We start from the raw sequence: 19978 nt of genomic DNA, 5'->3' as shown, positions 1-19978 counted from the left end.
GTCGTGCCGGATCATCTTCTTGAAAGTGGCGACTCGCCAGAGCTGGAAGCTCTATTTGAAAGCATTGCCAAACAGCAGGCCTCTCAACAAGAGGCATCCTCGATAGAGGTTGATGGCGCGAATCCCCAGGCTGCGTTGGCAATTTATGCCCAGATCGGGCAAATGACCCGCAAGCTGCACGATGCACTGCGCGAGCTGGGGTACGACAAGTCCCTGGAAAAAGTGGCGGATGCCATTCCCGATGCCAAGGACCGTTTGGGTTACATCGCCACGCTGACAGCCAATGCTGCAGAGCGTGTGCTGAATGCCACCGATATTGCCCGTCCGATCCAGGATGAGCTGCAGTCCCAGTCCGCAAGCCTGTCGGGGCGTTGGGACCAGTTGTTTGCCAACCAGTTGTCCGTTGACGATTTCAAGCTGCTGGCTGCTGATACCCGCCGATTCCTGGCGCAGGCACCGCAACAGACGGCGGCAACCAATGCCCAGTTGCTGGAAATCGTGATGGCTCAGGATTTCCAGGATCTGACCGGGCAAGTGATCAAGAAGGTCATGGACATGGTCAAAACGCTGGAAAGCGAGCTGCTGACCGTGCTGATCGAATACCTGCCGGCCGAGAAGAAAGTGGAGCTCGGCACTGATCTGTTGCAGGGGCCAGTCGTGAACCCTGATGGCCGTTCCGACGTGGTGACCAATCAGCAGCAAGTGGATGATTTGCTGGAAAGCTTGGGTTTCTAAGACGCGAGATCGTCTAGGCCGTCTACTGCGGGCCGATAATGAAAAGGAAGTCAAAATGAGCGACTTTGCAGGTATGGAAGATCTGATGCAGGATTTCCTGCTCGAGTCCACCGAGCTGTTGTCCGATGTCGACAACAAGCTGTGCGAGCTCGAGAAACGGCCTAATGACAAGGCGTTGCTGAATGATATCTTCCGGGGCTTCCATACCATCAAGGGCGGAGCCGGCTTTCTGAATGTGTCGGCAATGGTGACCATTTGTCACCGTACCGAGAACCTTTTCGACAAGCTGCGCAATGGCGAGTTGCCGCTGTCGTCTGAGCTGATGGATGTGATCCTGGATGCAACCGGCGTGGTGCGTGGCATGTTCACCACCCTGTCGCAAGGATTGTCGCCGGCCGTGCCGGATGCCGGTCTGCTCGCGGCGCTGGATAGTGCATTGGCTGGTAATCTGGCGGTCCCTGCGGCACCGGTTGCTGCGCCTGCAGCGACACCGGCTGCCGCTGCCAATACACCGGACTGGAATGTGCTGCACGCCGCGGTAACCAAGGCCACGGCTGCGGCTGCATCGACGCCGGCGCCGTCCGCAGCTGTTGCTGCGCCGGTGGTTGAGGCTGTGGTCGAGACGCCGGCGATGCCGGTCGTGGCAGCCAAGCCGGTACCGGCAAAAGTGGCGCCACAGCAAGGCATGGCCAGTGCGCCGCCGGAAAACACCATTCGTATCGATACCGTCCGTCTGGATCAGGTGCTGAACCTGTCCGGTGAAATCGGTCTGACCAAGAACCGCCTGACCACGCTGCGTACCGAAATCCTGCAGGGCAATATGGAGACGCATACCCTGCGCTCCCTCGACGAGGCGATCAGCCAGTTGGATCTGCTGGTCAGCGATTTGCAGAATGCGGTGATGAAGACCCGCATGCAGCCGATCGGCCGTCTGTTCCAGAAGTATCCGCGTCTGGCGCGTGATCTGGCGCGACAATTGGGCAAGGAAGTCGAGCTGGTCATTACTGGCGAGGAGACTGAACTCGACAAGACCATGATTGAGGACCTGAACGATCCGCTGGTGCATCTGGTGCGCAATGCGGTCGACCACGGTGTCGAATCCTCCGAGGAGCGCATCAGCGTCGGCAAGAAGCCGCAGTCGCTGGTGCAGCTGTCGGCCGAGCAGGTCGGCGATCATATCGTCATCGAGATCACCGATGACGGCAAGGGGATGAATCCCGAGGCACTGCGCCGTAAGGCCATCGAAAAAGGCCTGATCGACGCGGAAACAGCAAACGGTCTCGACGAGAAGCAGTGCCTGCAGCTGATTTTCCTGCCGGGCTTCTCCACCAAGGACCAGATTTCGAACGTGTCCGGCCGTGGTGTCGGCATGGATGTGGTACGGACCAATATCCAGAAGCTGAATGGCCGTATCGACATCAACTCTGAGCAAGGTGTCGGTACCCGGATCAGCATCTCTCTGCCGCTGACACTGGCTATCCTCCCAGTGCTGGTGGTTCGTGCCTGCAACCAGCCATTTGCCGTACCGCTGGCCATGGTGCGCGAAATCATTCCTATCGATGTCTCTGCCATCCAGGAGGTTTCCGGGCGGCCAACCATCGTGGTACGCGACGAGATCCTGCCGTTGAAGACGCTGGCCAACCTGCTGAACTGGGCGCCGACCCAGAAGCCGCAATTCGGTGTGCTGATGCAATCCGCCGAGAAGTCCTTCATCCTCGCCGTCGACTCCTTTGTCGGTCGTGACGATGTGGTGATCAAGCCGCTGCAGAACATCCGTCCGAAGGGGGTTGCCGGTGCGACCCTGTCCGGTGACGGTTCGGTAGTACTGGTGCTGGACATGGAAGACTTGCTGTCAGGGCAGGCGGATGCATCGGGTAGCGGCACGATGATGCTGCGCAATGCTGATAATTATTCTTACTGAGCCTGCCTGTAATGTCCGTATCGGCTTTTTTGGGAAGACAGCCTGTCCTGAACCGTAATCAGCAGCTCATCGGCTATGAGCTGCTGTTCCGTGAAAGTGCAACCTCGACCGAGATCGGGCGGCATGCCGAGCTGGATGCCGATACCGAGGTGCTGGTCAATACCCTGAATAACATGGGTACCAGCTGGCTGATCGGCAACAAGCTGGCCTTCATCAACGTTGGCGAGTCGATGATAGGCAGCGACTTCCTGGAGCTGCTGCCGCCACGGCGGGTCGTGCTGGAGCTCTCCGGCAAGCTGACGCCTTCCAATGAGTTGCTGTCCCGTGTCCGTCACCTGCGCTCCCTTGGCTTCGGGGTGGCGTTGGACGGTTTCTCGTTCGAGTCGCCGGCGGTGGCATTCCTCGACCTGGCCAACTACGTCAAGCTGGATGTGCAGTCGATGGACGCGCAGGCCTTCCAGACGCTGGCGGTGCGTTTGCGAAGCTATCCGGTGATCCGTATCGCCGAGCGTGTCGAAACCTACGAGCACTACCATCTGGCCCGCGATCTGGGGCTGGACGGCTATCAGGGTTACTACTTTGCCAAGCCGGAAACCCTGTCCGCCAAGGTGATTCACCCAAGCTTTGCCAATACCCTCAAGCTGCTGAACCTGTTGCGTCAGGATGCGGCGCTGAAAGAGGTGGAGGCGGTACTGAAAACCGACGTTGCGCTGTCCTTCAAGCTGCTGCGCTACGTCAACTCGGCCGCAGCCGGGCTGAATACCACCATCAGCTCCTTCTCGCACGCCTTGACGGTGCTGGGCTACAAGCGCCTGTACCGCTGGCTGACGCTGTTGCTGGTGACCAGTTCGGAAAACGGCCTGATGCCGGCCGCGCTGCAGAAAACTGCGGTGTCGCGCGCGCGCATGATGGAGCTGATCGCGCTGGAGTCCGGCCTGTCGTCCGATGTTGCCGACAGTTTCTTCATCACCGGCATGTTCTCCTTGCTGGACGTGATTTTCGACATGCCGATCGCGTTGGCGCTGGAGCATCTCAACCTGCCGGAAGAGATTTGCGAGGCGCTGATGCTGCATGCCGGCCGCTATGGCCTGTGCCTGGAACTGGTGCTGGCGATGGAAGCCGGTACCGACAATCTGCCGCAACTGGCGCAGCGTCTGAACATCGAGGCCGAGGCCTTGAACCTGTTGCACACCAGTGCACTCTCTTGGGTGGAAGAGCTTAGTCTATAATCACCCCTCTGTTTCTCTCGGTTAACTCAAATCATGAAGTATCTGGCTATCGATACGTCGAACACGCATGTTTCGATTGCTGTCGCCGTGGGCGAGTGTTTTTTCTCGGCAACGCTGCCGGTGGTGAACGGCCACTCCGAAGAGACCCTGCCGCTGATCCAGCGTCTGCTGGCCGATAGCGGCATCGGCCTCGCCGAACTGGACGGCATCATCTACGGCCAGGGGCCGGGAGCCTTCACCGGTTTGCGCATCGGCTGCGGCATCGCGCAGGGGCTGGCGCTGGCCCATGACTTGCCGCTGATCCCGGTGCCGACGCTGGACGTGATTGCCTTCCAGTCCGGCGCGCCGGCGGTGCAGGTGGTGATGGATGCGCGCATGAACGAGGTCTACACTGCGAGCTATCGCGACGGCGTGGCGCAAACCCCGATCACCTTGCAGCCGCGCGCCGCATTGTCCGTTCCCGCCGATATCCCGCTGCTGGCGGGGGATTGCGCACAGGAGCTGAATCACCCAGGCAAGAGCGCGTGCGAGCTGCGTCCGGATGCGGCCAGCTATATCCGGCTGGTGCGCCGTGGCGGCTATGCCGCCGTTGCGCCGGAGGCGGCGGGGCTGCTGTATATCCGCGACAAGGTGGCGCTGACCGCCGCCGAACAGCAAGCCCGCAAGCATGGCTGAGCTGCGTCGGCTGTCCGATCCGGCGCTGGCCGAAGCGTTGCACCAGCTGGAGTCGGCGGTGTGCGCGCATCCGTGGGCCGTGGCGGTCTACGCGCAAACACTGGCTTCCGCAAGCGAGCGGGTGCAGGTGTTGCCGCAGGCCGAACAATGGCTGGCGGTGCTGGTGTCCGAGCAGATCCTGGACGAATTGCACATCCACAATATTTTCGTGCCGTTGGCCGCACAGCGCCGTGGCCATGCCCGCACCGTGTTGCAGGCGGCCATGAACGAGGCCAAGGCGGCCGGTGTCACGCGTTGCCTGCTGGAGGTGCGCGCCGGCAATGTCGCCGCCATCGGCCTGTACCGCGCGCTCGGCTTTGTCGACTGCGGCGTGCGCAAGGGTTACTACCGGCACGAACACGGCCGCGAGGATGCCTTGCTGATGGAGTGCCCGCTATGAGCCGCCAGCATCTGCTGCTTCGCGAACTGGGGCTGGCGCCGCGCTGGCGCTTGCGCCGCGGAACAGAGCCGGAGCCGGTACTGACACCCGCCCTGGCGCCGGTTGCGGCCAACCTTGTGCCTGCTGCAGCCGCTGTGCCAGTGCCCGCCGCACCCGTGCCGCAGGCGGAGGGCATGCCGGTGCCGCTTGTTGCCGAACCAGCCGCGTTGCCGGACTGGGCGGACCTGCAGCAGCAGGTGGCAAACTGTACCGCCTGCGGCCTGTGCCAGACTCGCACCCAGACAGTGTTCGGCAAGGGCAATCAGCGGGCGCGCCTGATGCTGGTCGGCGAGGCGCCGGGGGCGGAAGAGGACAAGCAGGGCCTGCCCTTCGTTGGTAAGGCCGGACAGCTGCTGGACAATATGCTGGCTGCCATCGGCCTGGGTCAGGACGATGTTTTCATCGCCAATGTGCTGAAGTGCCGTCCGCCGGGCAACCGCAATCCGGCGGCCGACGAAATGGCCGCCTGTGCCGACTACCTGCGCTGGCAGATTGCCCACGTCAAACCGGACGTGCTGGTGACGCTGGGCCGCTTCGCCGCCCACGCACTGTTGCAGAGCGATGCCGCCATCGGCGCACTGCGGCGCGAGACGCACCAGTACCAGGGCATCCCCTTGTTCGTTACATTCCATCCGGCGTATCTGTTGCGCAGCCCTGGCGAAAAAGCCAAGGCGTGGCAGGATCTGCTGGCTATCCGTCGCGCGCTGACCAAAATGGCCTGATCGGGCGTCGCGACCGTTCCCTTCTTCTGGATAATTCAAGTCAATATCATGTGGTTCCGACAACTCAGTTTTTACCATCTGCCTGCCCCGGAGCAGATCGTGGCCAGCAAGCTGGCCGATGCGCTGACCGTGCGCCAGTTCCAGCGCTGTTCCGGTCTGGACTGGTTCAGCGAGGGCTGGGGCGCCCCCGCGCCGCATCTCGACGAGCCGCTGTATGTGCAGCGCGAGCGCCTGTTGCTGTCGCTGCGCCGTGAGGACAAGGTGTTGCCGGCCGGCGTGATCCGCGACTTCCTGGACGCCAAGCTGCGCGAGATCGAGCAGCAGGAGCTGCGCAAGGTTGGCCGCAAGGAAAAGCTGGCGATGAAGGAGCAGATCACCGACGACCTGCTGCCGCGCGCCTTCACCCGTACCAGCCGCACGGCCGCCTATTTCGATCTGGCGCGTGGCTGGCTGGTGGTGGATAGCGGTTCCGCCAGCAAGGCCGAGGCGTTGCTAAGCAATCTGCGCGAGGCGATGCCGCCACTGCCGGCCACGCTGCCACGCACGGCGCTGTCGCCGCACACGCTGATGACAGACTGGCTGGCGGCGGGCGAGGCCAGCGGCGACTTCGTGCTGGATTCCGACTGCGAGCTGAAGGACAGCTCGGAAAACGGCGCGGTCGTGCGCTGCACCCGCATGGACCTGACCGCGGACGAGATCCGTCAGCACATCGCCACCGGCAAGCAGGTGACCCGTCTCGGTCTGATCTGGCGCGAGCGCATCCGCTTCACGCTGACCGATACCCTGCAACTGAAAAAGCTGCAGTTTCTCGATGTGCTGCAGGAAGAGGCCAGCCAGGCGGGAGACGATGCCGCCAGCCTGTTCGAGGCGACCTTCCTGCTGATGAGCGAGGAGCTGGGCGAGCTGATCGACGATCTGGTACAGGCGCTGGGCGGCTTGCAGGATGCGGCCAGCCCTGCATCGCCGGTCGCTGCTCCGGCCACAGCGGCTGCGCCAGCTGCTGCCGCGCCTGGCGCGGTTGACGTGCCCTGGGACTGATCTTGTGGGTGCCTGCCGCCGTTGGTGGCAGGACAGCCTTGCTGGCGTGGTCACCATGAAAAACGCCTTGCACCGGCCGGTGCAAGGCGTTTCTCATGCCTGGTCGGGTGCGGCTTACAGCCCGCCGTCCTCGACGCGCAGTACCTGACCCGGCTGGATCTGGTTGGCAACCAGCTGGTTGTTCCAGCGCTGGATGTCGGTGTGATGGATGCCGAACTTGCGGGCGATGCTGAACACTGTATCACCCGCCTGCACCACGTACTCGGCCGACTTGCGCACCGGCTGCTGGTAGGCGACGGCCCGCAGTGGCGAGGTCACGGTCGCGGTAACGGTGCCGAGCGGGGCGCCCAGCACGCGCAGGTTCTGCCCCAGCTTGACCGCGTCGCTGTTCAGCATATTCAGGCTCTTGAGTTCAGTCACGCTCATGTTATAGCGGCGCGAGATGTTGTACAGCGTGTCACCGCTGGCAACGACATGGCTTTCCACGCGGGTGGCCGGACGCAGCGGCAGTTCGGGGGCGGTACTGGCCACGGTGGTCACTGCCGGTTTGGTGCGGGCGATCACGGTCACCTGCGGTTTGCTGGCCGGCTGGCTTGGGGCGACGGCAGGAGCACTAGCATTGGCTAAGGTCATTGCCGGAGTGGTGCTGGCGGAGCTGTTGACTGTCTCGGCTGCTGGCACTACTGGAGAGGTGGTGCCGGCGACAGTCGCAACGGCTGGTGTCGCCAGCGCTACGGCTACAGCCGCCGGCGTGTTATTGGTAGTCTGGGTGATGCTTGGCGTAGCTACGGCGGTCATCACGCGGCTTGCCGCTGCACTGCTGGTGACGCTGGCTGCGGCCGGGGTGACGGCAGGCGTCACGCTGGCGATCGGGGTGGTCGCGGCAACGCTGACGCTCGCGACGCGTACCATCGGCTGTTCATTGCTGGCGAGCAGCACCGGGGCGGTGGCCGGGGCGACGTCACTGGCCTCCAGTGTCGCCGGGGCATCCGTATTGCGGGCCGCCACCAGCACCGGGCGACCGGCACTGACGGTGCGGTTGCCCTGCAGGCTGTTGGCGACCAGCAGCTCGTTCGGATTCATGTCGAATTGCTGGGCCAGCTCGGTAACGCTGAGGTCGCTCTCCGGTACGTGCACCTGCCAGGTCAGCAACGGCTTGTCCCACTTGGCCAGGTTGGTCTCGAAGCGGTGCAGCTTGGTTGCCGGCAGCAGCATCTGGCGGCCGCTCTTGTGGGCATAGACCGGCAGGTTGAACGCGGGGTTGAGCTCCTTGAACTCGGAGACCGGCATTTCTGCCAGCTTGGCCGCGATGTCGATGTTCATGTGCTTGCCGGTGCTGACGGCGACAAAGGCCGGCTTGTTGGGCAGCACGTCGATGCGCAGGCCGAAGTTCTCCGGCTGCGCCATGATGTTGCGGATGGCGAGCAGTTTCGGCGCGTAGTTGCGCGTCTCGACCGGCATCGCGATGTTTTCGTAGGTTTCGGTTTCACCGCGGGCGCGCACGCGGCTGATCGCCTTGCTCAGGTTGCCCTGGCCCCAGTTGTAGGCGGCCAGCGCCAGGTTCCAGTCGCCGAAGCGGTTGTACAGCACCTGCAGGTAGTCCAGCGCGGCACGGGTGGATTCCACTACGTCACGGCGGCCGTCGTACCACCAGGTTTGTTCCAGCTCGTACTCGCGGCCGGTGGCCGGCATGAACTGCCACAGGCCGGCGGCGCCGACCGGCGAGCTGGCCGTCGGCACGAAGGAGCTTTCCACCACCGGCAGGAAGGCCAGTTCGGTTGGCATGCCGCGTTTTTCCACTTCGTTCATGATGTAGAACAGGTATTTGCGGCTGCGGTCCAGGGTGCGGCGCAGGTATTCCGGGCGCGCGGTGTAGTACTTCTCGTGGCGGCGCACCAGCTCGGGGTTGACCTCCGGCAGCTGGAAGCCTTCACGTGCGCGTTGCCACACGTTGTCGCCGTTGCGCAGCAGGCTGGTGTTGATCAGCATCATGTCCAGACCGGCGGCCAGGCCGTCGTCGACACCGGGCATGCTCCAGCCCGGTATCGTCACGCCAGGGCTTGCGTGGGCGGCGGGCAGGGCAAGGAGAACGGCGAGGGCGAGCGGGGTAAATTTTTTCATGGCAACGGCCTGTTGGAGCATATCGGGCGATGCTACCACGCCCGCCTGCAACGTCAATTGTGAAGCCCTATGTTGTTCATTTAATTTCTAAATTTTTGTGTCTTTCACGACAAAACTATCTGTCGGGCAAGCCACGGCCATTCAGCTGACGCGGAAGTCATTTTTCCACTGCCGCAGGGTGGCAAACACGCCCAGCACGTCGTTGCCGCCGTCCGGCTGATGGTGATGCGCGGCGCGGCGGATGCCGGCTTCGCCGCAACGCAGGAACGGGTTGTGCTGCAGCTCGTCCGCCAGCAGGCAGGGCAGCGTCGGCAAGTCCTGTTCGCGCCGCGCGCTGTCGCGTTGCCAGCGCTGCTGCAGCGCCGGATTGTCCGGCTCCAGTGCCAATGCAAATTGTAGATTAGCCAGCGTGTACTCGTGGGCCGGATAGCACAGCGTCTGCGGCGGCAATGCGGCCAACCTTTGCAGCGAGGCGTGCAGGCTTTCTATGCTGCCGTCAAATACGCGGCCACAGCCGGCGGCAAACAGGGTGTCGCCGCAAAACAGGTGCTGGCCGCAATGAAATGCCAGATGGTTGGCGGTGTGGCCGGGGACTTCGTAGACCTGGCAGGCGAGACCCAGTGCCGGCAGCTGGCTGCCTTCCATCACCGGCACGCTGACGCCGCTGACCCCGGCCGGGCCGTACACCGGACAGTCCGGCCACTGCGCGTGCAGTGCCGGCAGGCCGCCGATATGGTCGTGGTGGTGGTGGGTGATCCAGATCGCTTGCAGCGCCAGTTGCGCCTGCGCCAGAAACTGCTGCACCGGGGCGGCGTCACCCGGGTCGACCACGATCGCGGCGCGGTCGTCGTGCAAAACCCAGATATAATTATCAGAGAACGCCTTGAGTGGGGTAATGCGTACAATGTCGGCCATGAATGATCCTGCAATGATGGAAGAGTTCGCTGACTGGCTGGCCAGCGCCGAACTGGGACAATACCTGCTGGCGCAGGAACAGGCTTTCTTCGACAGCGCGGTGGCCGACGTGTTCGGTTTTCGCGCGCTGCAGATCGGCCTGTGCCAGCACGATTTCCTCGCCATGAACCGTATCCCGTGGAAGGGGCTGGCGGCGGCCTGCGGCGAGCCGGGCGTGGTCTGCGATCCGGCCTTTTTGCCCTTCGACAGCAAGAGCCTGGATCTGGTCATTCTGCCGCACGGTCTGGATTTTACCAGCCTGCCGCACCAGGTGCTGCGCGAGGCGGAGCGGGTGCTGGTGCCGGAAGGGCGGCTGATCGTCACCGGCTTCAACCCGGCGTCGCTGTGGGGCGTGCGCCGCCTGCTGCAGGGGCGGGAAGACAACCCGTGGCGCGGCAACTTCGTGTCGCTGCCGCGCATCCGCGACTGGCTGAAATTGCTGGAGCTGGAGCACGAGGCCACCTCATTCATGGCATACTCGCCGCCTTTGGCGCGCAAGGACTGGCTGGCGCGCTGGCAGTTCATGGAAAGCACCGGCGCGCGCTGCTGGCCGCTGGCCGCCGGCGTCTATGGCGTCGTCGCCGTCAAGCGCCAGCGCGGGCTGCGCCTGATCACGCCGCGCTGGGCACCGGCCAAGCCGGCCCGGGCGATGCTGGTCGCCGGCGGCAACGACCGCAACCCGCTTACCCGTAGCTCTGATAACGAGACATTGCATGACTGACGAGATCGTCGAGATTTACCCTGATGGCGCCTGCAAGGGCAACCCCGGCCCCGGTGGCTGGGGCGTGCTGCTGCGCTACAAGGGGCAGGAAAAGGAAATGTTCGGCGGCGAAGCCGGCACCACCAACAACCGCATGGAACTGCTGGCGGTGATCCGCGGACTGGAAACGCTGAAGCGCAGCTGCCGTATCGTGGTGTACACCGACTCGCAGTACGTGCAAAAAGGCATCTCCGAGTGGATCCACGGCTGGAAGGCGCGCGGCTGGAAGACCGCCAGCAAGGAGCCGGTGAAGAACGCCGACCTGTGGCAGCAGCTGGATGCGCTGCGCAACAACCACCAGGTTGAGTGGCGCTGGGTCAAGGGCCATGCCGGCCATGAATTCAACGAGCGCGCCGACCAGCTGGCCAATGCCGGCGTCGACAGCCTGCGCCGCTAGCCGTCTGTCCGCTTGCGGCCAACCTTGAACCCCATCCGATACCATCATGCGCCAAATCATTCTTGATACCGAGACCACCGGCCTGGAGCCGAGCCAGGGCCACCGCATCATCGAGTTTGCCGGCCTGGAAATGGTGGACCGCAAGCTGACCGGTCGCCACCTGCACCTGTACATGCACCCCGAGCGCGAGATCGACCCCGACGCCGAGCGCGTGCACGGCATCTCGCTGGATTTTCTCGCCGACAAGCCGAAGTTCCACGCCGTCGCCGACGAGCTGGTGGACTTCATCAGCGGCGCCGAGCTGATCATCCACAACGCGCCGTTTGACGTCGGCTTCCTCAATGCCGAATTTGCCCGCCTGGGCATCGCGCCGGTGGACAAGCTGTGCGCGGCGGTTACCGACACCCTGCGCATGGCGCGCGACACCTTTCCCGGCAAGCGCAACAGCCTGGACGCCTTGTGCGACCGCTTCGAGATCGACCGCAGCAACCGGACCCTGCACGGCGCGCTGATCGACTGCGAGCTGCTGGCCGAGGTCTACCTGTGGATGACCCGTGGTCAGGAAAGCCTGATGATGGACGCCGGGCCGGGCGAGGGGGAGGGCGGCACCGGGCTGAACCTCGCGTTCGAGCGCAAGCCGCTGACGGTGCTGGCGCCGACGGCGGAGGAGCTGGCCGCGCACCAGGAGTACCTCGACCTGCTCGACAAGACGGTGAAGGGCAGCTGCCTGTGGCGCAGCATCGAGAGCCCGGCGCCGGTGCAATCATGAGCGCCTGCATCGCGCTGGTGCCGGCTGCCGGTCACGGCAGCCGCTTTGGTGCCGCCACCCCGAAACAGTACCTGCCGCTGGCCGGCCGGCCGCTCTTGGCGCACACGCTGGACGTGCTGTGCCGCAATGCGGCGATCAGCCGCGTGGCGGTGGTGATCTCGTCCGGCGACGAGTGGTTCGACAGCTTTGACTGGCTGCAGCCCAAGCTGGAAGTGCTGCGCGTTGGCGGCCCCAGCCGCGCCGAGAGCGTGGCCGGCGGCCTGGCGGCGCTGGCGGCCGACGCCGACGACTGGGTGCTGGTACACGACGCGGCGCGCTGCTGCTTGAGCGACAGCGCGCTGCAGCGCCTGATCGACAGCCTGCAGGACGACGCGGTCGGCGGCCTGCTGGCGCAGCCGGTGGCCGATACCGTCAAGCGGGCCAGCCCGCAGGGCCGCGTCGCCGCCACCGTGCCGCGCGACGGCCTGTGGCTGGCGCAGACGCCGCAGATGTTCCGCGCCGGCCTCTTGGTCGAGGCGCTGCAGGATGCGGCCAACCCTGCGATTACCGACGAAGCCTCCGCCATCGAGCTGCTGGGCCATGCGCCGCGGCTGGTGGAGGGCGAGGCCCAGAACTTCAAAGTGACGTGGCCGCAGGATCTGGCGCTGGCCGGCGCCATCCTCGCGGCACGCAAAGGATAAGCAGATGACGCCATTCCGTATCGGCCAGGGCTACGACGTGCACCGTCTGGTCGAAGGCCGCCCGCTGATGCTGGGCGGGGTACACATCCCGCACGACAAGGGCCTGCTCGGCCACTCCGATGCCGACGCCTTGCTGCACGCCATCACCGACGCGGTGCTGGGCGCGGCGGCGCTGGGCGACATCGGTCGGCACTTCCCGGATACCGATGCCGCGTTCAAGGGCGCCGACAGCGGCGTGCTGCTGCAGGAGGCGATGCGCCGCGTGCGTGCCGCCGGCTGGCAGCTGGTGAACGTGGACAGCACCATCATTGCGCAGGCGCCGAAGCTGGCGCCGCACATCGACACCATCCGCGCCCGCATCGCCGCGCTGCTGGACATTGACGTGGCCTGTGTCAACGTCAAGGGCAAGACCAATGAAAAGCTCGGCTACCTCGGCCGTGCGGAGGCGATCGAAACGCAGGCGGTGTGCCTGCTGGTGCCGCAATAATTCCTCATTCCGGAGAACACTCATGGACCAGAATCAACTGAAACAGCTGGTGGCACAACAGGCCATCAAATTCGTGCCGGATGACTGCATCGTCGGCGTCGGCACCGGTAGCACCGTCAATTTCTTCATCGACGAACTGGCCAAGATCAAAGGCCGCATCAAGGGCGCGGTGTCCAGTTCGGTGGCCAGTACCGAGCGCCTGAAGGCGATCGGCATTCCGGTGCTGGACCTCAACAGCGTCGGCCCGGACGAGCTGCCGGTGTATATCGACGGCGCCGACGAGGTCAATCATCACCTGCACATGATCAAGGGCGGCGGCGCGGCGCTGACGCGCGAGAAGATCATCGCCGCGGTGGCGCAGCAGTTCATCTGCATCGCCGACGAGAGCAAGTATGTGTCAGTGCTGGGTGCCTTCCCGCTGCCGGTGGAGGTGATCCCGATGGCGCGCAGCCACGTGGCGCGCGAGATCGTCAAGCTCGGCGGCCATCCGGAGTGGCGCATGGGCGTGACCACCGATAACGGCAACATCATCCTCGACGTGCACGGCCTGCAGATCGCCGAGCCGGTGAAGCTGGAGCAGCAGATCAACCAGATCGTCGGCGTGGTCACCAACGGCCTGTTCGCCGCGCGCCGGGCCGACGTGCTGCTGCTGGGGACGGCCGACGGCGTGAAGGAATTCAGCTAAGTCCGGCCACGCTTGCGGCCAACGTTGGCCGCAAGCACTGCGTTACCGTCCATCTTGCTGCAACAGAACTGTCATGTTGCGCGTCTATCATGGCGCGCTTGAAGCCGAAAACCAACGAGGTCGCTCATGCCTGATCACATTTCCAAGCAGTTTGATATGGAGCTCGAAAATATCCGCACCCGCGTGCTGCAGATGGGGGGACTGGTCGAGCAGCAAATCCGCGCCGCGATGGAGGCGTTGCAGGACGGGGATGTGGATCGTCTCGACCGCGTGATCGCCGACGACGCCAAGGTCAACGCCTTCGAAGTGGCGATCGACGAGGACTGCCAGCACATCATCGCCCGCCGCCAGCCGGCCGCCAGCGACCTGCGCATGGTGATCACGGTGATCAAGACCATTACCGACCTGGAGCGTATCGGCGACGAGGCACAGAAGGTCGCCCGTGTCGGCCGCTCGCTGTACCAGTCGTCGCGCTATCCGACGCCGCGCTTCCGCGAGGCCGACAAGATGGCCAAGTCGGCGCTGGCGATGCTGCACCGCGCGCTGGACGCGTTTGCCCGCCTCGATACCACCGCCGCGGTGGAACTGGCCGAAGAAGACATGATGCTGGACGAGGACTACGCGTCCGAGCTGCGTTCGCAGATCACCTACATGATGGAAGATCCGCGCACCATCACGCTGTCGATCGATACCCTGTTCATCTGCAAGGCGATCGAGCGCATCGGCGACCACGCCAAGAACATTTCCGAGTACGTGGTGTATCTGGTGAAGGGCAAGGACATCCGTCATACCTCGCTGGAAGACAAGAAGCGCGAGACCCAGACGCAAGATCCGGCCTGATTTTGCGTGCAGTACTCCGGAGGCGGCGGTAACATCGGTTACCGCCGTTTTTTCATTTTCCAACCCGTTTCCAAGAAGGGGTGATTCTTGAACAGTACCACGCCCCCCTACGATGTATTGGCCACCGTCGACCTCGGCTCCAACAGCTTCCGGCTGCAAGTGTCGCGCGTGGTGGATGACCAGCTGTACCCGCTGGATGTACTGAAGGAAACCGTCCGTCTGGGCGGGGGCCTCACCGAAGACAAACTGCTGGAGCAGGACACCATCGATCGCGCGCTGGCCTGCATGGCGCGCTTTGGCGAGCGGCTGCGCGGCTTCGAGCCGCGCCAGGTGCGCATCGTCGGCACCAACACCCTGCGCGTGGCCAAAAACGCGCCGGCCTTCATCAGCGAAGCCGAACGGTTGCTGGGCTTCCCGATCGAGATCATTGCCGGGCGCGAGGAAGCGCGCCTGATCTACCTGGGCGCCGCACACAGCCTGCCGGCCACCCGGGAGCGCCGGCTGGTGGTCGACATCGGTGGCGGCTCCACCGAGTTCATCATCGGCAGCCAGTACAAGGCTCACGTGACCGAGAGCCTGCCACTGGGCTGCGTCACCTACAGCCTGCGCTATTTCCCCGGCGGCAAGATCAGCAAGGCCGCGTTCCGCGACGCCGAGCTGGCTGCCGCTAGCGAGATCCAGCGCATTACCCACGCCTACCCGCAGAGTGAATGGCAGCTGGCGGTCGGCACCTCCGGCACCGCGCGCTCGCTGCGCGACATCCTGGAAATCAACGACTGGACCAGCGGCGAGATCACCCTCGGCGGCATGCTGCGCCTGCGCGAGGAGCTGCTGCGCTTCGGCTCGTTCAAGGCCATCGACCTGAACGGCCTGAAGCCGGACCGGGCGCCGGTGATCTGCGGCGGTCTCGCGGTGATGATCGCGGTATTCCAGACCCTGCACATCGAGCGCATGATCGTCACCGACGGCGCGTTGCGCGACGGCGTGCTCTACGACCTGTTGGGTCGACAGCGGGAGAAGGACATGCGCGACTCCACCATTGCCCAGTTCAAGCGCCGTTATCACGTCGATACCGCACAGGCGGAGCGGGTGCTGCGCCTGGCTGAGCAGTTTTACGGCATGGTGGCGCCGGACGGCCCACTGCTGAAATGCCTGAACTGGGCGGCCAAGGTGCACGAGATCGGGCTGTCGATCGCGCACACCGCCTACCACAAGCATTCCGCCTACATCCTGCAGAACGCCGACATGCCGGGCTTCTCGCGGCGCGAGCAGAGCGAGCTGGCCACCATCGTGCTCGGCCACCGTGGCGACATGGGCAAGATGACGCGCGAGATCGCCGATCCGGAACTGTGGCACGCGGTACTGGCGTTGAGGTTGGCCGCACTGTTCTGTCGCAGCCGCAACGATGTTGATGGCCGGGCGGTGCAGAACGTGCAGCAGACCATGAACGGCTACGCCATCACCATCGATGGCGACTGGCTGGAAACCAACCCGCTGACCACCAGCGCCTTCGGTCAGGAAGTCGGCCAGTGGCGCCGCGTCGGCATGTTGCTGGAGCTGCGCCCGGCCTGACGGCTGGAAATTGTTGAAAATGCCATGGCTTTGCGATAAGTTTTTATTTTGATCTATGCGGATTGGAATGCCATGGCCAGCAAAACCACCACCAGTCGCCGCCTGATTACCCCGAAAAGCTGGGGCATCCGTCAGCCGGAGCTGATCGATACCCCCGGCCGCGACCGGGTCTGTTCGCACTGTTCCGCGCGCGGCCTGGTCGAGGTGCGCACCATTGCCGGCATGATGATGCGCTGTCCGCGCTGCAAGCAGCTGCAGTTCTGAGTGTTGCCGGCAAAAGAAAAGACCACCGCGTGCGGTGGTCTTTTGCTTGCTGCGGGCCGGGGAATCAGGCGCGCTTCTTGAATTCGTTGGTGCGGGTATCGATTTCGATCTTTTCGCCGGTGTTGACGAAAGCCGGAACCTGCACTTCGAAGGTGGTGCCTACCAGGCGTGCCGGCTTCAGTACCTTGCCGGAAGTGTCGCCACGGACGGCCGGCTCGGTGTATTCCACTTCGCGAACCACGGTGGTCGGCAGTTCCACGGAGATGGCCTTGCCGTCGTAGAAGGTCACCTGGCAAACGTCTTCCATGCCGTCAACGATGTAGTTGATGGTCTCGCCCAGGTTGTCGGCTTCGACTTCGTACTGGTTGAACTCGGCGTCCATGAACACGTACATCGGATCAGCGAAGTAGGAGTACTGGCAATCCTTGCGATCCAGTACCACCACGTCGAACTTGTCGTCGGCACGATACACGGCTTCGGAACCGGCGCCGGACAGCAGGTTCTTCATCTTCATTTTCACGACCGATGCATTGCGGCCGGATTTGCTGAATTCAGCTTTTTGTACAACCATCGGCTCGCCGCCGACCATGAATACGTTACCTGCGCGGAGTTCCTGAGCGGTTTTCATGCGTTTAAGTCCTAAAGTCTTGAATCGGAATCGGAAACCGATCCCCTTGGAAACCGGTTATTGTAGCTGCTTTTCAGTGAACTGCACCAGTCGCGTGGCAAGGTCGCCGTGCGCCAGTTGCATTTGTGGCCAAGCGCGGGCGTGCGCCTGCCACGCCGGCAGCAGGGCCAGCGCTTGCCGCCAGCTGGCGCTGACGCCCTGCTCGCGGTTCCAGCCGCGCCACAGCTCGCCCACCGCCTGTTGCAGCGCCACCGGCAGCGGCGCCAGGTAGCGTTGCAAAAAAGCCTCCAGCTTGACGAGGTGCGCGTCCTCGTCCTGGCGATAGATGTGCCACAGGAAGGGGCGCGCCGCCCACTGCGCGCGCACGAAGCTGTCCTCGCCGCGCACGATATTGAGATCGCACGACCACAGCAGCCGGTCGTAGCCGTGCTGGTCGCTCAGCGGCAGCACGTGCAGCGTCAGCGCTCCACGCTGCAGCACGTCGCCGGCCTGCGGCAGCTGCGCAAGCCCCAGCGCGGCGGCGACATCCGGCAGCACCTTGCCCTGCGGCACCAGCAGCCGCAGCGGCTGGCTGCCGGCGGCGCAACTGGCCAGCCACTGCCGTGCGGCGGCGGACTCGTAGCAGAACAGGCTGACGCGCAGCTCGCCGGCGCGGCGCGGCGGCACGCCCAGGCCTTGCCAGTAGGCGTCCAGCCCCGCCGCGTCGGCCTGCCACGCGTCGCGCTCTGCCGGCAGCGACTGTTCGCACAGCAGGCCGCCGGTATCGTCGCCAAAGCCGGGGAAGAAGAAGTGCTTGGTCAGCGGCAGCTGCGGATGCGGCGAGGCCAGACCGTGGCAGCCGGCGACCCAGTCTTCCGCCGACAGGTATTCCAGGTTGATCCATACCGGCTTGCGCGCCCGGCCGACCATGGCGGCCAGATAGCGCTCCGGCAGCGGGCAGCCGAAGGCCTCGATCACCACGTCGGCGGCATCGGTGGCCGGAAAGTCCTGCGCCGGCCAGTGGCGGATGTCGACGCCGTCCAGCGATTGTTGCGCCAGTGCCGGCTGCAGGCCGGGGGCGATGCGGGCAAAGCTGGCCAGATCGTCCACCCACAGGCGCACCGCGAAGCCGTACTCGTGCGCCAGCTGCCGTGCCAGGCGCCAGGTGACGCCGATGTCGCCGTAGTTGTCGATCACGGTGCAGAAAATGTCCCAGCGTTGCGCCATGCTGCTCTCCTTGGAATGGCTGCGCAGCATAGCGCAGCCGGCGCCGGCGACAAAGCGATGCGGCCAACCTTGTGCGCAAGGTTGGCCGCAAGCGGTGACGGTGCTGCCGCTTACACGTGCAGCAGCAGGAAGCGCCGCTCCCACGGGCTGATCACGTCGAAGTACTCGCGGTACTCGGCTTCCTTGATCGCGCTGTAGGTCTGGATGAAGTGCTCGCCGAAGATCTCCGCCAGCGGCTGACACTTGAGCAGGGTGTCGATGGCGTCATCGAGGTGGCGCGGCAGCTGGTGTGGCTGCTCGTAGGCGCTGCCGGTGAGCGGCGCACTCGGCTGGATGCGCTGTGTCATGCCCAGGTAGCCGCAGGCGAGGCTGGCGGCAATCGCCAGGTAGGGATTCACGTCCACGCCGGCCAGGCGGTTTTCCACCCGCCGCGCCTCGGGGCCGGAGTGCGGCACGCGCAGGCCGCAGGTGCGGTTGTCATAGCCCCAGCTGAGGTTGATCGGCGCCGAGGTGAAGCGGCTGAGGCGGCGGTAGCTGTTCACGTAGGGCGCGAAGAAGGGCATCGCCGCCGGCAGATAGGTCTGCAGCCCGCCGATGAAGTGCAGGAAGGCGTCGGACGGGCTGCCGTCGGCGTTGCTGAAGATGTTGCGGCCGTCGGCGTCGACCACGCTCTGGTGGATGTGCATCGCGCTGCCCGGCTGGCCCTGCATCGGCTTGGCCATGAAGGTGGCGTACATATTGTTGCGGATCGCCACCTCGCGCACGGTGCGCTTGAACAGGAACACCTGGTCGGCCAGCGCCAGCGGGTCGCCGTGGTCGAGGTTGATCTCCATCTGCGCGGTGCCCATCTCGTGGATCAGCGTGTCCAGCGCCAGGCCCTGTGCCTCGCACCAGTCGTACATCACGTCGAAGATGTCGTCGTACTCGTTGACCGCGTCGATGCTGAAACTTTGCATCCCGGCCTCGGTACGGCGGGTGCGGCCAACCGGCGGTTTCAGCGGGATGTCTTCGTCGGGCTCCACCTGTACCAGGTAGAACTCCATTTCCGGGGCGACGATGGCGGACAGGCCGTCCTGCTCGTACAGCTTCAGGATGCGCTTGAGCACGTTGCGCGGTGCGAGCTCGGCATCCGTGCCGTCGAAATTGACGCAGTCGTGGATGATCTGCGCGGTGGGCTCCTTCGCCCACGGTACCGGGCGCACGGTGCCGGCGTCCGGGATCAGGCGCATGTCGGGGTCGGCGACGGAGGTGAAGTCCTGTTCTGGGTAATCGCCGGTCACGGTCATGCTGAGCACGGCTTCCGGGAGGCGCAGGCCCTCGGCGGGGTTGTACTTGTGGCGCGGCACGATCTTGCCGCGGGCCAGCCCGGTCATGTCCGGGATCAGGCATTCAACTTCGGTAATCCGGTTTTCGTCCAGCCATTGCTGGATCTTCTGTGCGTCGTTCATCGGGTCGTCCTGTAAGCGATCAGGTGTGGGCGCCGGAGCTGGTGCTGCGGCGTTCGTGGTTGAGCAGCGCGTCGCGGCGGCGCGCCAGCGTCAGGAAGGCCTGCGCGGCGTCGAGGCGCTGGTCGCAGGGTTGCCGCAGCAGCGGCTGGCGTGCATGGCACGGCCAGGCGAGATCAATCAAAATGCGTTCCTCTTCAGGGTATAGAATGCTTAATGAAAGCCGCAGTCTGGACTGCGGTGTTTAAAATTATGGTCACGCTTCGCCATGCTATGAGCGGCGCGGCGCGACTGCAACCTTCGTCCGCCTTGCCGGCGAGCGGTTGTGGAATAAAGCCCACAGCCGCGTCCGTGCTGCCTGCGGGCGAAGGT

The 19978-nt window shown here is 64.3% G+C and carries 22 protein-coding genes; 16 read left to right on the top strand and 6 right to left on the bottom strand.

Annotated features, from left to right (window positions below; all coding sequences use genetic code 11):
* Positions 1-3: 3 nt before the first annotated feature.
* Genes cheZ through PQU96_RS12660 form a run of 7 tightly spaced genes read left to right on the top strand, consistent with a single transcriptional unit; the run spans position 4 to position 6798 of the window.
* A complete protein-coding gene (gene cheZ, locus PQU96_RS12690; protein ID WP_272772758.1) occupies positions 4-735 on the top strand; it encodes a protein phosphatase CheZ in 732 nt (243 codons plus the stop codon).
* 55 nt (positions 736-790) lie between these two features.
* Positions 791-2656 carry a chemotaxis protein CheA gene (locus tag PQU96_RS12685; protein WP_272772773.1) on the top strand — a complete coding sequence of 622 codons (1866 nt, stop codon included), beginning with the start codon at positions 791-793 and terminating at the stop codon, positions 2654-2656.
* Positions 2657-2667: 11 nt separating this feature from the next.
* Positions 2668-3885 carry an EAL and HDOD domain-containing protein gene (locus PQU96_RS12680; RefSeq protein WP_272772756.1) on the top strand — a complete coding sequence of 406 codons (1218 nt, stop codon included), beginning with the start codon at positions 2668-2670 and terminating at the stop codon, positions 3883-3885.
* 33 nt (positions 3886-3918) lie between these two features.
* The gene (gene tsaB / locus PQU96_RS12675; RefSeq protein ID WP_272772755.1) at positions 3919-4560 is read left to right on the top strand and encodes a tRNA (adenosine(37)-N6)-threonylcarbamoyltransferase complex dimerization subunit type 1 TsaB; all 642 of its coding nucleotides are present in this window, start codon (positions 3919-3921) and stop codon (positions 4558-4560) included.
* Positions 4553-4999, top strand: coding sequence for a ribosomal protein S18-alanine N-acetyltransferase (gene rimI, locus PQU96_RS12670; RefSeq protein ID WP_272772754.1), 447 nt, complete (start codon positions 4553-4555; stop codon positions 4997-4999). The genes tsaB and rimI overlap by 8 nt, the downstream gene beginning before the upstream one ends.
* Positions 4996-5760: a uracil-DNA glycosylase gene (locus PQU96_RS12665; RefSeq protein WP_272772752.1), complete on the top strand. Its 765-nt coding sequence runs from the start codon at positions 4996-4998 to the stop codon at positions 5758-5760. The genes rimI and PQU96_RS12665 overlap by 4 nt, the downstream gene beginning before the upstream one ends.
* 48 nt (positions 5761-5808) lie before the next feature.
* Positions 5809-6798 carry a recombination-associated protein RdgC gene (locus tag PQU96_RS12660; RefSeq protein WP_272772751.1) on the top strand — a complete coding sequence of 330 codons (990 nt, stop codon included), beginning with the start codon at positions 5809-5811 and terminating at the stop codon, positions 6796-6798.
* Between the two features lie 114 nt (positions 6799-6912).
* Here PQU96_RS12660 and PQU96_RS12655 read toward each other — a convergent pair whose 3' ends face one another.
* Positions 6913-8919 carry a lytic transglycosylase gene (locus PQU96_RS12655; RefSeq protein WP_272772750.1) on the bottom strand — a complete coding sequence of 669 codons (2007 nt, stop codon included), beginning with the start codon at positions 8917-8919 and terminating at the stop codon, positions 6913-6915.
* Between the two features lie 141 nt (positions 8920-9060).
* On the bottom strand, positions 9061-9834 hold the full coding sequence (gloB, locus tag PQU96_RS12650) for a hydroxyacylglutathione hydrolase (RefSeq protein ID WP_272772749.1): 774 nt from the start codon (positions 9832-9834) through the stop codon (positions 9061-9063).
* Between gloB and PQU96_RS12645 the strand changes: the two genes are divergently transcribed.
* The 9 genes from PQU96_RS12645 (at position 9833) to PQU96_RS12605 (ending at position 16327) form a co-directional block, all read left to right on the top strand.
* Positions 9833-10594, top strand: coding sequence for a class I SAM-dependent methyltransferase (locus PQU96_RS12645; protein ID WP_272772748.1), 762 nt, complete (start codon positions 9833-9835; stop codon positions 10592-10594). The genes gloB and PQU96_RS12645 overlap by 2 nt on opposite strands.
* Positions 10587-11030 carry a ribonuclease HI gene (gene rnhA / locus PQU96_RS12640; RefSeq protein ID WP_272772747.1) on the top strand — a complete coding sequence of 148 codons (444 nt, stop codon included), beginning with the start codon at positions 10587-10589 and terminating at the stop codon, positions 11028-11030. The genes PQU96_RS12645 and rnhA overlap by 8 nt, the downstream gene beginning before the upstream one ends.
* A gap of 46 nt (positions 11031-11076) precedes the next feature.
* Complete coding sequence (gene dnaQ, locus PQU96_RS12635) at positions 11077-11799, top strand: DNA polymerase III subunit epsilon (RefSeq protein ID WP_272772746.1); 723 nt, start codon at positions 11077-11079, stop codon at positions 11797-11799.
* Positions 11796-12479: a 2-C-methyl-D-erythritol 4-phosphate cytidylyltransferase gene (gene ispD / locus PQU96_RS12630; RefSeq protein WP_272772744.1), complete on the top strand. Its 684-nt coding sequence runs from the start codon at positions 11796-11798 to the stop codon at positions 12477-12479. The genes dnaQ and ispD overlap by 4 nt, the downstream gene beginning before the upstream one ends.
* A 4-nt stretch (positions 12480-12483) precedes the next feature.
* Positions 12484-12966: a 2-C-methyl-D-erythritol 2,4-cyclodiphosphate synthase gene (ispF, locus tag PQU96_RS12625; RefSeq protein ID WP_189373714.1), complete on the top strand. Its 483-nt coding sequence runs from the start codon at positions 12484-12486 to the stop codon at positions 12964-12966.
* A 22-nt stretch (positions 12967-12988) separates the two neighbouring features.
* The gene (rpiA, locus tag PQU96_RS12620) at positions 12989-13651 is read left to right on the top strand and encodes a ribose-5-phosphate isomerase RpiA (RefSeq protein ID WP_272772743.1); all 663 of its coding nucleotides are present in this window, start codon (positions 12989-12991) and stop codon (positions 13649-13651) included.
* A 126-nt stretch (positions 13652-13777) separates the two neighbouring features.
* Positions 13778-14491, top strand: coding sequence for a phosphate signaling complex protein PhoU (gene phoU, locus PQU96_RS12615; protein ID WP_272772741.1), 714 nt, complete (start codon positions 13778-13780; stop codon positions 14489-14491).
* Positions 14492-14578: 87 nt separating this feature from the next.
* A complete protein-coding gene (gene ppx, locus PQU96_RS12610; RefSeq protein WP_272772739.1) occupies positions 14579-16063 on the top strand; it encodes an exopolyphosphatase in 1485 nt (494 codons plus the stop codon).
* Positions 16064-16135: 72 nt separating this feature from the next.
* A complete protein-coding gene (locus PQU96_RS12605) occupies positions 16136-16327 on the top strand; it encodes a hypothetical protein (protein WP_272772738.1) in 192 nt (63 codons plus the stop codon).
* A gap of 64 nt (positions 16328-16391) precedes the next feature.
* On the opposite strand, the gene efp is transcribed toward PQU96_RS12605, so the two are convergent.
* From efp to PQU96_RS12585, 4 genes are all read right to left on the bottom strand, one after another.
* The gene (gene efp, locus PQU96_RS12600; RefSeq protein WP_189373719.1) at positions 16392-16955 is read right to left on the bottom strand and encodes an elongation factor P; all 564 of its coding nucleotides are present in this window, start codon (positions 16953-16955) and stop codon (positions 16392-16394) included.
* A 57-nt stretch (positions 16956-17012) separates the two neighbouring features.
* Complete coding sequence (gene earP / locus PQU96_RS12595) at positions 17013-18161, bottom strand: elongation factor P maturation arginine rhamnosyltransferase EarP (protein WP_272772737.1); 1149 nt, start codon at positions 18159-18161, stop codon at positions 17013-17015.
* Positions 18162-18271: 110 nt separating this feature from the next.
* Entirely contained in the window at positions 18272-19609 is a 1338-nt protein-coding gene (locus PQU96_RS12590) for a glutamine synthetase family protein (protein WP_272772736.1), read from the bottom strand.
* A gap of 19 nt (positions 19610-19628) precedes the next feature.
* A complete protein-coding gene (locus tag PQU96_RS12585) occupies positions 19629-19790 on the bottom strand; it encodes a hypothetical protein (protein WP_272772735.1) in 162 nt (53 codons plus the stop codon).
* Positions 19791-19978: the final 188 nt, after the last annotated feature.

The organism is Vogesella margarita, assembly GCF_028548475.1.
Taxonomy (GTDB): domain Bacteria; phylum Pseudomonadota; class Gammaproteobacteria; order Burkholderiales; family Chromobacteriaceae; genus Vogesella; species Vogesella margarita.
Note: the sequence above shows the minus strand (reverse complement) of the source record. Positions and strands in the feature narration are given on the sequence as shown.

Bases quoted from the DNA above. Each gene is read 5' to 3' on its own strand.
- PQU96_RS12605 (WP_272772738.1), top strand. From the start codon at position 16,136: ATGGCCAGCAAAACCACCACCAGTCGCCGCCTGATTACCCCGAAAAGC.
- tsaB (WP_272772755.1), top strand. From the start codon at position 3,919: ATGAAGTATCTGGCTATCGATACGTCGAACACGCATGTTTCGATTGCT.
- PQU96_RS12665 (WP_272772752.1), top strand. From the start codon at position 4,996: ATGAGCCGCCAGCATCTGCTGCTTCGCGAACTGGGGCTGGCGCCGCGC.
- rpiA (WP_272772743.1), top strand. From the start codon at position 12,989: ATGGACCAGAATCAACTGAAACAGCTGGTGGCACAACAGGCCATCAAA.
- PQU96_RS12590 (WP_272772736.1), bottom strand. From the start codon at position 19,609: ATGAACGACGCACAGAAGATCCAGCAATGGCTGGACGAAAACCGGATT.
- earP (WP_272772737.1), bottom strand. From the start codon at position 18,161: ATGGCGCAACGCTGGGACATTTTCTGCACCGTGATCGACAACTACGGC.
- ispD (WP_272772744.1), top strand. From the start codon at position 11,796: ATGAGCGCCTGCATCGCGCTGGTGCCGGCTGCCGGTCACGGCAGCCGC.
- PQU96_RS12645 (WP_272772748.1), top strand. From the start codon at position 9,833: ATGAATGATCCTGCAATGATGGAAGAGTTCGCTGACTGGCTGGCCAGC.
- PQU96_RS12655 (WP_272772750.1), bottom strand. From the start codon at position 8,919: ATGAAAAAATTTACCCCGCTCGCCCTCGCCGTTCTCCTTGCCCTGCCC.
- rnhA (WP_272772747.1), top strand. From the start codon at position 10,587: ATGACTGACGAGATCGTCGAGATTTACCCTGATGGCGCCTGCAAGGGC.
- phoU (WP_272772741.1), top strand. From the start codon at position 13,778: ATGCCTGATCACATTTCCAAGCAGTTTGATATGGAGCTCGAAAATATC.
- PQU96_RS12685 (WP_272772773.1), top strand. From the start codon at position 791: ATGAGCGACTTTGCAGGTATGGAAGATCTGATGCAGGATTTCCTGCTC.
- PQU96_RS12680 (WP_272772756.1), top strand. From the start codon at position 2,668: ATGTCCGTATCGGCTTTTTTGGGAAGACAGCCTGTCCTGAACCGTAAT.
- ispF (WP_189373714.1), top strand. From the start codon at position 12,484: ATGACGCCATTCCGTATCGGCCAGGGCTACGACGTGCACCGTCTGGTC.
- gloB (WP_272772749.1), bottom strand. From the start codon at position 9,834: ATGGCCGACATTGTACGCATTACCCCACTCAAGGCGTTCTCTGATAAT.
- efp (WP_189373719.1), bottom strand. From the start codon at position 16,955: ATGAAAACCGCTCAGGAACTCCGCGCAGGTAACGTATTCATGGTCGGC.
- rimI (WP_272772754.1), top strand. From the start codon at position 4,553: ATGGCTGAGCTGCGTCGGCTGTCCGATCCGGCGCTGGCCGAAGCGTTG.
- dnaQ (WP_272772746.1), top strand. From the start codon at position 11,077: ATGCGCCAAATCATTCTTGATACCGAGACCACCGGCCTGGAGCCGAGC.
- PQU96_RS12660 (WP_272772751.1), top strand. From the start codon at position 5,809: ATGTGGTTCCGACAACTCAGTTTTTACCATCTGCCTGCCCCGGAGCAG.